This is a genomic window from Desulfosarcina sp. (genome assembly GCF_055467485.1).
Map to the genome: position 1 here is coordinate 1 of NZ_JBUOIV010000022.1, position 15,218 is coordinate 15,218.

Annotated in this window: 9 protein-coding genes; 3 read left to right on the top strand and 6 right to left on the bottom strand. The window is 59.9% G+C overall.

The window, feature by feature from the left end; translation table 11 throughout:
- Positions 1 to 314, top strand: a 314-nt coding sequence (locus tag ACZCED_RS12180) for a hypothetical protein (RefSeq protein ID WP_464860886.1), incomplete at its 5' end; no start/stop codon positions are given.
- A 22-nt stretch (positions 315 to 336) separates the two neighbouring features.
- Positions 337 to 5,394: a hypothetical protein gene (locus tag ACZCED_RS12185; protein ID WP_464860887.1), complete on the top strand. Its 5,058-nt coding sequence runs from the start codon at positions 337 to 339 to the stop codon at positions 5,392 to 5,394.
- An 85-nt stretch (positions 5,395 to 5,479) separates the two neighbouring features.
- Here ACZCED_RS12185 and ACZCED_RS12190 read toward each other — a convergent pair whose 3' ends face one another.
- The 6 genes from ACZCED_RS12190 to serC all read right to left on the bottom strand — a co-directional run bounded on the left by ACZCED_RS12190 (position 5,480) and on the right by serC (position 13,617).
- Positions 5,480 to 7,828 (bottom strand): hybrid sensor histidine kinase/response regulator, encoded by a 2,349-nt coding sequence (locus tag ACZCED_RS12190; RefSeq protein WP_464860888.1) that lies wholly within the window; start codon positions 7,826 to 7,828, stop codon positions 5,480 to 5,482.
- A 21-nt stretch (positions 7,829 to 7,849) separates the two neighbouring features.
- Entirely contained in the window at positions 7,850 to 9,019 is a 1,170-nt protein-coding gene (locus ACZCED_RS12195; protein WP_464860889.1) for an amino acid ABC transporter substrate-binding protein, read from the bottom strand.
- Positions 9,020 to 9,252: 233 nt separating this feature from the next.
- Positions 9,253 to 9,429 (bottom strand): hypothetical protein, encoded by a 177-nt coding sequence (locus ACZCED_RS12200; RefSeq protein ID WP_462969746.1) that lies wholly within the window; start codon positions 9,427 to 9,429, stop codon positions 9,253 to 9,255.
- A gap of 304 nt (positions 9,430 to 9,733) precedes the next feature.
- The gene (locus ACZCED_RS12205; RefSeq protein WP_464860890.1) at positions 9,734 to 10,324 is read right to left on the bottom strand and encodes a hypothetical protein; all 591 of its coding nucleotides are present in this window, start codon (positions 10,322 to 10,324) and stop codon (positions 9,734 to 9,736) included.
- 102 nt (positions 10,325 to 10,426) lie between these two features.
- Positions 10,427 to 12,169, bottom strand: a complete 1,743-nt coding sequence (locus ACZCED_RS12210; protein WP_464860891.1) for an aldehyde ferredoxin oxidoreductase family protein — start codon at positions 12,167 to 12,169, stop codon at positions 10,427 to 10,429.
- Positions 12,170 to 12,528: 359 nt separating this feature from the next.
- Positions 12,529 to 13,617, bottom strand: coding sequence for a 3-phosphoserine/phosphohydroxythreonine transaminase (serC, locus tag ACZCED_RS12215; protein WP_462969749.1), 1,089 nt, complete (start codon positions 13,615 to 13,617; stop codon positions 12,529 to 12,531).
- 288 nt (positions 13,618 to 13,905) lie between these two features.
- On the opposite strand from serC, the gene hisD reads away from it, so the two are divergent.
- On the top strand, positions 13,906 to 15,216 hold the full coding sequence (gene hisD / locus ACZCED_RS12220; RefSeq protein ID WP_462969750.1) for a histidinol dehydrogenase: 1,311 nt from the start codon (positions 13,906 to 13,908) through the stop codon (positions 15,214 to 15,216).
- Positions 15,217 to 15,218: the final 2 nt, after the last annotated feature.

The following is a 15,218-nucleotide window of genomic DNA, read 5'->3' on the forward strand; positions in this document are numbered from 1 at the left end:
ATACGCTGGAGTACCTGCTGCTGGTGGACAATTCCGGTGCCGGCGCTGTCAGTGATTGCACCATCGCTGATGTGTTGCCTACGGATTTCGTGACCTTCGTTTCGGATGCCTATGGCGCGAATGAAGTGATCTATGTGGATGTCACCGGCGGCACGGAGACGTCGCTGACCGAAGGATCCGGCGATGATGCCGCCACATTGGCTGGTGCGGACTTGACGGTCCACGTGGGTACCGGCGCCACGGCTGTTTCCGGGGGTAGCGTGGCTTCATCAAGCGAAGTTTTCATCGTTTACCGGGTAACCATCAACAACTAACCGGAGCAACGAGCGTTAACCCATGATCCACAGCCTGTCACTTCGCGGAAGCCAAGCCCCTGGAAAGGGACCGCTTCGCCATGACTGCTCGCCTGCCTTGCACGGCAGGTCGGCAGTGGTGCGTGACAGGGGAAAAAGCACCGTCAGCCGCATCGCGCGCCTCCTCCCCGCGGTGCTGCTGACGGTGCTTCTCCATATGGGGGCGGCGTATGCTGTAACGCCTTTCACCAACTCGGCCCAATTGACCAGCGCCGGCAGCGTGATTTCCTCGACGTCGGTAACGGCATTCCTGGACGCCCCCACCCCATCGGAAATCACCTTTTACCAATATGCGCCCACCGCACCCGGCGCCACACCGCTCATGGTTCCCCCCACGTTGAGCAGCAACGACGGCACCACCTCCGGCGGTACCCAGACCCTCAACCTGATATACGCCGCCGGCAGCAGCACGCCCATCGACCTGAGCAGCCCGGTGCCCCTTTTGGCGGCCACCACCTATCACCAGAACGAACCGATCTTCATCGAGGTGGCCGATGGCGACCAGAACCAGGATCCATCGGTTGCAGAAACGGTGTGGGTGCTCGTCTCGGTGGCGTCCATCGGAGAAAGCGAGCTGCTGCTGCTCACGGAAACCGCCCCCAGCAGCGGTATATTTTGCGGATACATCCAGAGCACCGGCAACGGATCCGCAACGCCATTCGATGGTGTGCTTCACGTGAGCGCGGCTGAACCCCTGGTGGGCGAATATGTGGACAGCGTCGATGCCATGGATCGGGCGACGGCCTCGGTGCTGGTCGATCCCTACGGCATCGTTTTCGACAGCAGTACGGGCAACCCGCTGGACGGGGTGGGACTTACCCTGATCAATGCCGCCACCGGCCTGCCGGCCACAGTGTTCGGTGACGACGGCATCAGCGTCTTTCCATCAACCATCACTTCCGGCGGAACGGTCACCGACAGTTCGGGACGGACGTACAGCTTTCCCAACGGCGGGTTTCGCTTCCCCTTCGTGGCTCCCGGAAATTACCGCATCGAGATCAACCCGCTGGCAGGATACGGTGCGCCTTCAGTGGTGCCAACGGCGCGCCTCCAGGCCCTGCCGGGCGGCCCCTTCGCCATCCGGGAGCCGGGTTCTCGTGCAGATGTCTTTACTGTCAATCCGGGGCCGTCAGTGAATCTGGACATTCCCGTCGATCCGTTGTCAGGAACCCTGTGGTTGAGAAAAACCGCTTCAACGGATACCGTCGCCATCGGTGATTTCCTCCAGTACATCCTGGATCTGGAAAACACCGATGCGGATCCTGCCGGTGGCGTGGCCATCGTCGACCGCCTGCCGTTGGGGTTTCGATATCAAAACGGGTCGGCCAGGCAGGACGGCATCCGCATCGCCAACCCACAAATAACCGCCGATGGCCGTACGCTCTCTTTCAACCTGGGCAACCTGGCCGCCGCTGCAACGACCCAGGTGCGCTATGTGGTGGAAGTCGCTGCAGGGGCCCGGCCAGGTGAGGCCGTGAATACGGCCACAGCCGGCGACGATGCCGGCAACGGTTCCAACTCGGCATCGGCCACCGTCCGGGTGAAAGAGGATCTGTTTCGCAGCGAGAACATCATCGTGGGGCGGGTGATTGCCGATAATTGCGATGACGCGGCTACCGATGCGGCCGACGGGGTCCAGGGTGTCCGGATCTACATGGAAGACGGCACCTTCGTGATTACCGACGAGCAGGGCATGTACCACTTTGAAGGGGTTTCAAAGGGTGTCCACGTGGTTCAACTGGACGTCGACAGTCTGCCGGAAACCGTTGAGCCGGATGCCTGTGAAATGAATACCCGCTTCGCCGGTACGCCCTGGTCCCAATTCGTCGACCTCCAGGGTGGCACCCTGTGGCGGGCCGATTTTCATGTGACGCGCAAACCCGGTTCGGACCCGTCCACGCCGGCAGTGGGAAGCGATCTCACGTCCGGTTGCGGCATTCCGGGCGAAGCAGCAGCCGCCGTTGCAAGCGACACCGCCGCGATTGCAGAAGCACCGGGCATCCTGGCCCCGGCCGACGGCAGCCGGCTGACGAATCCGATCAACGCCGTTCGCGTGCGCCTGGATGCCGGACTCAAACCCCGCCTGCTGCTCGACGGCAACGAGATCTCCGCCAAGCGCATCGGCTTTACGCTGAAGGACCCGGCCAGCAAGACCACGCTCTACTCCTACATCGGTGTGGATTTCGGCGCCGCCGGCCGGCATACGCTGGAACTCCAGGGCATCGGCCCCTTCGGCAACGTCCGGTTTAAAAGGACCTGCCGTGTCGTCCGCACCGGCCAGATTGCCGCTATCCGGGTGATCGCTGCCGGAGACAACGTGGCCGACGGCAAGACCCCGGTCACCCTTTCCCTTCAGCTGCTGGACGGCGACGGCCAGCCCATCGATGCCCCGGCCGAACTGGAAATCCGTGACGGCAACCTGAAGTCCTGCCAGTCCGGTGGTGACACGCTCAGCAGGCGGCCGCCGGAGAAGACGAAGACGGTCCATGTGGCGGCCGACGGCCGGGCCAGTTTCGCCCCGGTTACCGCCAGCGGGCGCTACCGGGTCTCCCTGGGTTATAACGATGCCCGGGTGGACGCCGAGATCTATGTCAAGCCGCACCTGCGCGAGTGGATCATCGTGGGTCTGGCCGAAGGCACCGCCGGGTACAACACGGTTTCAGGGAACATGGAAAGTCTCGCCGAGACCGATGAAGAAGAGCAATTCTACAAAGACGGCCGCATGGCATTTTTCGCCAAGGGCAAGGTTCGCGGCAAGTGGCTGCTGACCCTGGCCTACGATTCGGAGAAAGACCGGCAGGACCCCGACAACTCGCTGTTCCAGAGCATCGATCCGGACACCTACTACACCCTTTACGGAGATAACACCACGCAGCAGTACGATGCGGCCAGCGTTCGCAAATTGTACATTAAATTGGAACGTGAGCAGTTTTACCTGCTTTTCGGTGATTATGACACCGGTCTTACGGTTACCGAACTGAGCAAGTACAGCCGCACCCTCAACGGCCTGAAAAGCGAATATGCCGGAGAGACCTTCAGCTTCAACGGCTTCGCCAGTGATACGAACCAGGCCTTCGTCAAGGACGAGATCCGGGGCGACGGCACCTCGGGCCTTTACCGATTGACCCGCAAGAATATCCTGATCAACTCGGAAAAGGTGACCATCGAAACCCGCGACCGCTACAAAAGCGAGGTCATCCTCTCCACCCAGTCCATGGCCCGCTACGTGGACTACAGCATCGACTACGATGCCGGGACCCTCTTTTTCAAATCACCGGTGTACAGCCGGGACGGCGGGTTCAACCCGATCTATATCGTTGTCGAATACGAATCCGACGACAAGACGGATGAATCCTATACCTACGGCGGGCGTGGTGCTGTCCGCATGATGGACGAGCGGGTGGAAGTCGGCGGTACCTACATCCACGAAGGACCGGTCAACGCCGACGGGGACCTTGGCGGTGCCGACCTGACCGTGAAATTGGATGAGAAAAGCACCTTCAAGGCGGAATTGGCCGCCACCCGTCGAGAAGAGACCGGCCAGGTCCTGCGTGACAGCGCCTGGCTGGCTGAAGTATACAGGGCCTCCGGTAACCTCCAGGCCAGGGTATACGCCCGCGAGGAGGGTGAGCATTTCGGTCTCGGTCAGCAGAATGCCAGCGAAACCGGCACCCGCAAGATCGGAGCCGAGGCCGACTACCGAGTAAACCGGCAATTCACCCTGAGCGGTGACCTCTATCGGCATTATGATCTGGTCACCGATGCCGAACAGGATATGGGTGAAGGAAGGGTCACATTTGACAACAACCTTTATCGGCTTTACAGCGGCCTTCGTTTGGCCGAGGATCGCCTCGCCGACGGCTCGGTGGATCGCTCCAATCTGCTGCTGGCCGGTGCGGCACGGACCTTTTACGAGGACCGCCTGCGGCTTCGCCTGGATCACGAACAGCTGCTCAACGATGGAGCCAACAGTCCTGCCTATCCTACCCGCACCGTGGCCGGGGCCGATTTTCGTCTCACCGACGCGGTATCGCTCTTCGGCGAACAGGAGCTGACCTGGGGCAGCGACGAAGACACCCAGTCAACCCGTGCCGGCGTCAAGGCCACCCCCTGGAGCGGCGGCCAGTTGGGCACATCCGTGGGTCGGGAAATCACCGACGCCTCCCAGCGGGTATTCGCCAACCTGGGGCTCAACCAGACCTGGCAGATCAATGACCGCTGGAGCATGGACGGCGGGTTCGAACGCAGCCACACCATCGAGGCTTCCGGCGACGCCGGCATGGACAGCTTCGCCGATGATGATTTCACCGCCCTGAGCCTGGGTGCAGGATACCGGGCCGATCGCTGGTCCTGGACGTCACGTGCGGAAACCCGTTTTGCGGACGACGAGGAGAAGTGGAACCTGCTTTCCGGCTTCATCGTCGAGCCGATGCGGGGACTGGGGCTGTCTGCCGGGCTGCAGCTCAATATCACCGATTCGGAAACCGGACCGGACGACACCACCGGCAATATCCGGCTGAGCCTGGCCTGGCGGCCCAAAAACACCCGCTGGATCGTTCTCGATCGGCTGGATTACAAATTCGACAGTACCGACGGCAGCGGTGCAGATACCGACAGCCGGCGCATCGTCAACAACCTCAACCTCAATTACAAACCTGACCACCGGCTGCAGCTGGCCCTGCAGTATGGCGCCAAGTATGTGCTGGACAGCTTTGACGACGACACCTACACGGGTTTTACGGACCTGGTGGGCCTGGAGGCGCGCTACGACATCACCCGGCACTGGGATGTTGGCGTTCGCGGCAGCGTGCTGCACTCCTGGAATGCCGGTCAGGTTGAGTACAGTACCGGCGCCTCCGTCGGGTATGCCATCGTGAAAAATGCCTGGCTTAGCGTGGGGTACAACTTCACCGGATTCGAGGACGAGGATTTTTCGGCTGGCAGCTATACCGCCAAAGGCCCCTTTATGCAGTTCCGCCTCAAGTTCGACCAGCAGACCGTGCGCGAGATGGTCGACTGGTTTGGGGGAAGGACGCGCTGATGTACACAGCGGCGATAGGCGCCTGAGTGATGGATGGATGGTCAGGGGGCTGCCGGTGGACATCGGTCTGCGTGCATGAGCCGGATCAGGCTCTGTCCGCGTCAGATCCAAGCTCGGCTTTTACCGCCATTCCGATGCTCTCTAAGGTATAGGGTTTTTTCACATACTGGGAGGCGCCGAGGCGATGGGCTTCCCGGACACGGTCGTTTTCGGAAAAGCCGCTGGCGATGATTGTCTTTTGGTACGGATGGGTTTTGAGTATTTCCCGGTAGGTGTCCAGACCATCCATGCCCGGGTCCATGATCATATCCAGTATCATCAAGTCTGCGTGCCCCGTCTGCATGTATTCGACGGCATCCTCTCCGCTGGGAACCGATTCCACGGTATAGCCCAGGCGGGTCAGGATACGGGTGGCGATTTCTCGCTGTTCCGGGATGTCATCCACGACCAGAATGGTTTCGCCGCGGCCTTGCAGACCGTGGATGGAACGCTCGGCGATCTCGGCGTGACGGGTTTCCCGGGTCACCGGAAAATAGAGCGTGAAGGTGGTGCCCCGTCCCGGGGTGCTCACTACATCGATATAGCCGTTGTGGTCCTTCACCGTGCCCCACACCACGGCCATGCCCAATCCGGTGCCGCTTCTGCCCATGACTTTCTTCGAGTAAAAGGGCTCGAAAATCCGTTTCAGGTCTTCGGGGGCAATGCCGCTGCCGTCATCGGACACCGTCAGCACGGCATAATCGCCCTCCCTGACCTCGTCGTAGCCTCGAATCGGGCGGTCCACGTACTGGTTGCGGGTGGACAGCGTGATGAACCCTTTGGCCGGGCCAGCCGCCTCGGCGGCATTGGACACCAGGTTCATCACGGTTTTGGACAGGTGGACGGGAGAGCCTTTGACGTCCAGCAGACGTTCGTCCAGATCCATGTCGATGACAACATTGGGGTGATACTGTTTCAGCTTCTCATGTTCCGGGGATTGAAGGTAGTCGCTGACGATCCGGTTGAGGTTGGTTACCCGGGACACGGCCACCCCCCGCCGAGCCAGGGTCAGCAGATCCTGGACGATGGCCGCCGCCCGCTTACCCGATTTTTCGATGGTTCGGATGGGACCGCGAAGGGGGCTCTCTTCGGGAAGATCCATCAGGAGCAATTCCGGGTAGCTGACCAGCCCGCTGAGAATGTTGTTCAGGTCATGGGCCACCCCGCCGGCCAGCAGGCCGAGGGCTTCCATCTTTTCCGAACGGTGGAGCCGGTTTTCCAGCTCCTGGTGCTCGGCCGCCGCGGCACGACGGCTGGTTACATCCGTAAAAAACCCCAGATTGCATCGGACCCCGTCGACGGTGACCGGGGTCGCTTTGATATCCACATAGATGATGGAACCATCGCTGCGCAAGCACGGAATCTCAGATGTCATTGAATTGCCAATTCCCCGGGCCTGGTTTTCGAAATTGGTTAAAATCCTGGCAAGCTCTTCCCTGGGATGAATATCCGTGACTGCCATCGACGTCAGCTCCGCCTCCGAATAGCCCAGCATGCGGCAGATGGCGGGGTTGGCGTAGCGGAACCGTTTCGTGGCCGCCTCGGCTACCAGGATGCCTTCGGCAGCACCATCGAACAGATCCCGGTAACGCTTTTCCGAATCCTTCAGGGCGTCGATGAGTACGGATACTTCCCTGTTTTTTCTTTCCAGGCTCTCCACCATGGTGTTGAAGGTATCCACCACCTGGCCGATTTCATCCCTGCGGGAATTGGACAGCAGGGAGAAGTCTCCTTCTGCCACCCTGCGGGTGGCATCGGCCAAGCGCCTGAGCGGCGAACTGATCAGGTTGTTGACGACAACCAGCAGAACCATCCAGATGGCTGCCAATAGGCCGAAAGTCCCGATGTAGATGACCCGACGCGCCAGTGCCAACGGAGCCTGGTAGTCCTTTTCATGAATATAGCCGACCACGAACCAGTCCCAGAATGGGAAATACAAGTAGTATGTCCGTACCGGGCTGCCCCAGAAGTGGAGATTTCGTATATCCGTCATTTTTTGTTTGATCAACGGGAGACGAAGATCGTCCCGCTCCAGACGTTCGGATGTCTCCAGGACGCGGCCATCCCCGGTGACCACCATCATTTGGACGTCGTTAAACCGCCGGGTGATTCCCCTGATTTCCTTGGCGGCCTCCATTTTCAATGCAGCGTTCATTTCGCGGTCATCTTCCAGCCGGAGATCCATCAGGTAGTTGAGATGGGTTTCACAGATTTGGAGTGCCATGTTGGTTGCGTGGTGCAACTCGGAATCGATCCGTGTCTGGATAACCTCGAGGATGGGAGGGGTGATCAAACTGGTGGAAACCATGCAGAAGACAATACCCATGCCCAGGACGGGAAGCAGGATCGAGAGGAGAATGCGTTTTTGAAAGGGCCGGGTGGTGTTCGTTTTCACGGCACTTGCTCCGAAAGGTTGCTAAAACCGTGGGCTTGCGGTCTGCATTTTGGTGGGGTAGACGATCTCTTTTCGGCCGTCCTGCCATTGCACCAGGATGGGGTTGTGCCCCACCTGCCTGCCCTGGTGGTCCACTTTGAACCGGCCGATAACGGTGACGGTGTCCAGGGAACTGATATAATCCCTGATCCGGGCGTGGTTGATTTCCTGAAGGTCGGTGATGGCCCGTTCCAGAATCTGGCAGCCGGCATAGGCCGACCCCGCGTGGTAGGAGGGAAGCTTGTTGTAAGCCGCCTTGAAATCCCTGATAAATTTGATGGTCCCGGGAAACGGAATGCGCTCATCGGGCTCCCATTGGGACGGCCCGAAAATGCCCTCGGCAATGGGACCGGCATTGCGCAAAAAGTGCGGGTGGATGGGGGCGATGGTCATGCCGATTGCCTTGGGTCGCCAGTCGGCCGCCTGCATCAGCTTGAGAAGGCGGTAAGCCTCGGGCGGGTAGCCGGAGAGGATCATCCCGGCCGCGTTTTTCTCGACCGCGTCGTTCAGCAACGCGCTCAACTGGCTCGACCCGGGTGCGAAGGACTGCTTCAGGACCACGGCAATGCCGAACCGTCTGGCCCACCTTTCCGCACCCTCGGCCACGTCGACGTTAAAGGGATTATTTTCATAAATGATGCACACGGAGTCGTGGCCCTGCCTGGCCATCAGGTCAAGCATGCCGATGAAATAGCGGTCGGCCATGGCATACATGCCGAATACATGCCGGTACCCGCGGTTCCAGATTGCCTTGCCCGAGGCTGCGCAGGCCAGCATCACCATCTGTTGGGCTTCGCTGACCTGGGATGCCTGCAGGGTCAATGGGGTTCCGTAGGGTGAGAGAACCAGGTCGACGCGGTCCTGGTGGATCAGCTGCTGATAAAGCGTGTAAACGTTTTCTGGATCGCTGCGGTCATCGTAGACGACCAGCTCCACCGGGCGGCCCATCAGCCCGCCATGCTGGTTGACCTGCCTTTCCCAGAGCCGGTAGCCGTCCCTGACCATGGCCGAGTGCTCGCTGAACCTGCCGGATAAGGAGACCGTGGCCCCGATTCGAATCGGGGCCAGCGGTTCGCCGTAACCGGCGGTGGCCAGGAACAGGAATAGCATCGTCAGGGCCAGTGCCGGTCCAACAGAAGGATAACCCTTCATGGCGATCCGTTTCCCGGTCCAGCGTTGAACCGCGATAGCGAGCGCATTCCCCGCGGCTTGCCGCGGGGAGGGTTCAATGCTTTTTTCAGAAAGATGGCTGCTGCCTGCAGGGGCATTTCCGACTCATGCGGTATCACAGCAGGTTTTGATGATGCATGAATGGGGCAAAGTATTTCATCGATGTCCGCTTTCGTCAAGGCTGCGTTCAATGGCAGGGAAGGCGGCTGCGGCGGCTACAGCCCTTCCTGTTCGTATTTCATTAGGCCTTTGATGCTCTGGGAAATCAGTTCCAGTTTGCGGAGGATCTCCAGCCGCGTTTTGTTTTTCGCCAGGGTGTCGTCTGCGATCTGCTTTTGGTATTGTCCGGCTACGGTTGACAGCAGTTCGGCGATGGACTGGTCATCTTCCATGTTATCTCTCCATGATCAATTATCGTCCATTTCCGGCCAATGCGGACATGACGGTAACCATCTTCCCATATCGCCGATCGAAATGGAATGCTTGTGGTGAAATGTTGGTTGCGCTGAAAACGATGGATGAAAGGGCGGGAAACAAATTTCGTGCTCACCGGTTGCCGAACGATAGGGACAAGAGACCTCACTGGGGCGAATCGAAGGTGATCGGGAAGGGGGGCGCGTGGTTTTTTTAACCGGTCCAGGAAGGTGACAGCGTTATCCGGTTTGACAGCAAAAGGGAACCGCCTGGGTGCGGTTTTTACCCGGCGATGCTGACGGACAGCAATACCCGCTCATCCGGCAGGGTTGAGAAAAAGGTAATGTCCGGTGTTACTATACGATCATCTATTCGGACTTGTCGGATGCTGCGGGCCAACTCGTCGGGGTAACGATCCGCGATCCGTTGAAGATCGCTACCATCCACCTCGATGCCCGCTTGCAGCAGACCGCCGCCGACCTCTTTGGCAACCATGTTGAACAGCTTGACCGTTACCCGCCCTGATGTTTCGCAGATGCCGCACTCATCACCATGTTGTGAGATGTCTTCACGAAAAGCGGCGTATCGTCCGCCCTTGCGCATGGTGGCCCCCAGCAGGCCGGGCATGGCTGCACTCAGGGCCAGCACCGATCCGTCCCGGACCCTTGCCTTGTCCACATCGTCCACCGGCCGGGCATCCAGAAACAGGGTCTGGACCCGCCGGTCGAGGTACTCGCCGGAAAGGCCGAGCTGACCGCACAGAAAATCGCGCAGGGTGCAACCGGTCCTCGTGGGCAGGACGACCCCTTTTTCAAACAGCGAGCAAAACAGAGGCACACCAGGCGCGTTGACATGCAGGTGAAGTCGGATCATGGGTCTTTCTCCGCGGGAGACAGGTGGGTCATCGTTAAGCAAACGGGGAGATCCTTGCGGACCTCCCCGTGTGTTGCTGTAAAACCGCTTCAAAAAATCATCCTACCAGTTGAAGACGGTGTCCAACTCCTCATCCTTGACGCCGAAAGTAACGTTGTGGGGCGCCAGGGCTTCATTTTTGAAGTAGTCGGGCAGACGGTCGTCCTTGGCGGTGAAGCCGGCGGCAAGGTTGAATGCGCGCTCGTTTTTCAGCACCGTTTTGCCCAGGGCGGTGACGTCATCGGCGGTCATCGGCTGGCCGATGAATGAGCCGACCAGGTCCACCAGCGCATTGAAGGTGTCCGGCTGATCCAGTATGGCAAAGGCGATGAACAGGCACATGCCGGTGGAGTCGATGGCCGCGGTGGCGATCTGCAGGTTTCTGGACAGCTCCACCTGGCCTTCTGGTTTGAGGGCGTCGACGCTGCCGCCCACCCCCAGCAGGTTGGTGGCCACGGCGTAGCCGGCGGTGTGGTCGGCACCCATGGTGGTGGTGGCGTAGGTCACACCGATGCCCTGGACTGCTCGGGGGTCATAGGCAGGCATGGATTGGCGCTTGACCACCGGCACCCGCTCTACACCGAAAACCTGGCCGGCAACCGCGGCGCCGTTGCCCAGAATCCTTCCCAGCGGGGTACCTTCGCCGACTTCCCGGAGGAGTTTGATGGCTGCCTGGCCGTCGCCGAACGTGGCCAGACCGGCTTCCATGGCCACGCCGATGGTGGCACCCATTTCGATGGTGTCCAGGCCAAAATCGTCATCCATGCGGTCCAGCTGGGCGATGATGTCGATATCGTCGATGCCGCAGTTGCCGCCGTGGGCCCAGACGGTTTCGTACTCGGGCTGTTTGGTGACGTAGTTGCCGTCTTTGTCGTAGAATGTGCCGGAGCAGCGGATCACGCATCCCCGGTGACAGCCGTGGGTGGCCGACCCTTCACCCCCACGCTTGTTTTCCAGGGCGGCCTGGGTTTCGCCGGAAATGTTGGATGCACCCGCAAACTGGCCTTTCTGAAAATTATTGGTGGGGTATGCCCCGGCCTCGTTGACCACGTTGGTCAGCACGTTGGTGCCAAACGCGGGCAGGCCCTCGCCGGTGACCGGATGCTTGCGCAACCCCTCGACAAAAGCCTTGTTGGCCGCCTTGAACTTTTCGGGCTCCGCCGGCGTTCGAATTTTCATGCCGTCGTCGTCAAGGACGATGGCTTTGATGCCTTTGGATCCCATGACGGCACCGACGCCCCCGCGCCCGGCGTGGCGTGTGGGGCGCTGCTCCATATCTGAGAAGGCGACGGAGGCGGCGGACATTTTCATTTCGCCGGCCTGGCCGATGGTGATGCAGGCGACTTTCTTGCCGTACTGGGCGGCGAGTTTGTCCACCGTGGCGTAATTTCCCAGTCCCTTGAGATCGGCGGCGGATTCCACTTTGACGCCGTCCTTGTTGATGAAGACCTTGTACAGGCTGTCATCTGCGGGCTTCCCCTCCAGGATGATGGCTGCGTAGCCCAGTCGGGCCATCACCTGAGCCCCTTGTCCTCCGGAGTTGGCCTCCTTGATGCCGCCGGTGAGCGGGCTTTTACAGCCGACACTGACCCGACCGGACATGGCCGCCGCCGAACCGCTGAGTATTCCCGGTGCGATGACCAGTTTGTTGGCATCTCCCAGGGGGTGGCAGGTGGGGGGCACTTCCCCGGCAATGACTGCCGAGGTCATTGCCCGGCCGCCCAAACCGGCATATTTTCCTGGGGCTTCGGTCTTGACGGCCGGTCCCCCCTGGGCACTCATGTTGATTCTCAGAATCTTGTCCATAGCGTCCCTCCTGTCCATATGAGGCTGGGGTTAAAAAAAAGCGATCCGTAGTCTGGTGGTCATGTTTAACAAAAGATAGGGGTATTTGGTTACCTATTCCTGTAATTATGGGTGTTTGCCGGTAATGTCAAGAAAAACCAAAAACGACCGCAATGGTACGCCCAATCGGCGTACCGGCGATTTCAGGCGGTTTGCGTCGGTTTTTCGCACGATGGGAAAAGGGACGGGGTAGGCGGGGCAAATCCAACCGTTAACGGCAGGTACAACGTCAAAAAAGCCCGACGACCGCTTTCAGCCAAATGGGTGAAAAAGATTGCCGGGCCGGTAATTTTCAACTGACGGGTCGACCGTGCGCAGATTTACCCGTGTTTGCCTTCGAATCCCTTCATGAACGCCACCAGTGCTTCCACGGCTGCCAAGGGCGTCGGATTGTAAATGGAGGCCCGGCATCCACCCACGCTGCGGTGGCCTTTCAACCCTCCCATGCCGTTTGCCGCGGCTTCGGCCACGAAAGTTTTTTCCAGGTCCTCGCTGGGCAGGCGGAAGGTGACATTCATCAGCGACCGGCTTTCCTTTTCAGCGGTTCCGGTGTAAAAGCCGCTCCGGTCAATCGTGTCGTACAGCAGGCCGGCCTTTTTCCGGTTCAGCGCCGCCATTTTATCCAGCCCGCCGATGGTTTCCTCCAGCCATTTGAGCACCAGCTGAACCGTGTAGATGGCAAAGCAGGGCGGGGTGTTGTACATGGAGTTCTTCTCGGCATAGGTGGTGTAACGCAGCATGGTGGGGATGTCAGCCGGGGTGCGGGCCAGCAGATCATCCCGGACGACTACCAGGCACACACCGGCCGGTCCCATGTTTTTCTGGGCACCGGCATAGATCAGCCCGAATTTTTCCATCTCCAGCGGTCTGGAAAAGATGTCCGAACTCATATCCGATACGATGGGAACGCCGCCGGTTGCCGGAAACTGCGCCCACTGGGTGCCCTTGATGGTGTTGTTGGAGGTGATGTGGGCGTAGACCGCATCGCTGCTGAAACCTATCGATTGAGGGATATAGGAAAAGTTGCGATCCTCGGAAGAGGCCACCACCTTGACGGATTTGCCCTGGATCCTGGCCTCCTTGATGGCCTTGGTGGACCAGGTGCCGGTGTTGACGTAGTCAGCCGGGTCGCCGGGGCCCAGCAGGTTCATGGGCACCATGCAGAACTGCATGCTGGCGCCGCCCTGGAGAAATAGCACGTGATAGCGGTTGTCCAGCTTCAGGATCCGCTTGACCCGTGCCACGGCGTCATTGATCACCTCGTCGAACCATTTTGACCGGTGACTGATTTCGGTGATCGACATACCGGAGCCGGCAAAATTGAGAAAGGATTCCTGGATTTCTTCCAATACCGGCAGGGGCAGGGCCGCCGGTCCGGCGTTGAAGTTGTGGATTCTGACCGCGTTCATCGTAAATATCCTCCGTTTGGAATGTCTCGGGTGGGGGGCGGTGCCGAGGCGGTTTTCACGCTGGCATCGGAAAATCAGTTCCATATTTCTACAGATGGAAGCCGATCTGTCAACTTGTAACATCAATTATATAATGATTGCAGTTCAGCAACTCTTCATCCGGACCCTGAATGCGGCCACGCGCTGGCACCGAGCGGGCCACCGCATCGGCCCCGTCCGGTGCTTCTATTGACAAACCCCGACAATCCACCTTAAAGGAGGACAACTCAGGAGAAAGGAAACGATCCGATGAAAATCCTACGCTACCCGTCCGCCGCCGCCGATAAAAAGATGAGGGCCATCATCGGCCGGGATATCGATTTCAGGAAAGCCGACGTCCAGGCCGTCACGCGGATTCTCAACGACGTCAAGCGGAATGGAGACGAGGCGTTGATCCGATACTGCCAGGCGTTCGATGCCCCCCGCATGACCGTCGATACGATAGCGGTTACACCCGAAGAGATGGCGGCGGCCCGCGCAAAGGTGGACCGGGCGTTCATGCGGGCGCTGAACCGTGCCGCGGCGCAGATCGACGCGTTTCACCGTCAACAGCTGCCCAAATCGTGGGTCGATACCCGACGGCCCGGCACCTTTTTAGGGCAGATGGTCAATCCGGTCGATGCCGCCGGCGTCTATGTGCCGGGCGGCAAGGGCGGCAATACCCCGCTGGTCTCTTCGGTGCTCATGGGAGCCATTCCGGCCAAAATCGCCGGTGTGCCCAACGTGGTGATGGTCACCCCGCCCATGCCCTCCGGGGAGGTGGCCCCCCATCTTCTCGTAGCGGCCAAGAAAGCGGGCGTGGACGCCGTCTACAAGGTGGGCAGCGCCTGGGCCATCGGCGCTCTGGCATATGGGACGAAGACCATACCCAAGGTCAACGTCATCGTAGGGCCCGGAAACATCTTCGTTACCCTGGCCAAGAAAATCGTCGCCGGGACGGTGGGCATCGATATGATCGCCGGTCCCAGCGAAATCCTGATCATCGCCGATGCAGCGGCGGATCCCGAATACATCGCCGCCGATCTTCTCAGCCAGGCGGAGCACGATCCCCTGGCGTCGGCCATCCTCGTCACCGATTCTGCGGACCTGGCCCAGTCGGTGGACGCGGCGGTCGAGAATCAACTGGGGGACCTGTCCCGCGCCGACATTGCAAGGCAGAGCCTGTCCGCTTTCGGCGCCATCATGGTCGTAAGGAATTTGGACATCGCCATCGAGCTGGCCAATCACATCGCCCCGGAACACCTGGAACTCCAGGTGGCGGAACCCATGGACATGGCGCCGAGGATCCGCAATGCCGGCGCGATCTTCCTGGGACCCCACACGCCGGAACCGGTAGGGGACTATGTGGCCGGTCCCAACCACGTGCTGCCGACCGCCGGCACGGCACGTTTTTCCTCAGCTCTGTCGGTGGACCATTTCATTAAGCGAACCAGCCTGATCCGCTATTCCCAGGCGGCGCTCAGGAAAGAGGCCCGCGATATCATCTGCCTGGCCACCGTCGAAGGGCTCGGTGCCCATGCCAATGCCATTCAGCTTCGCCTTTCCAAAACCAAAGGATAACT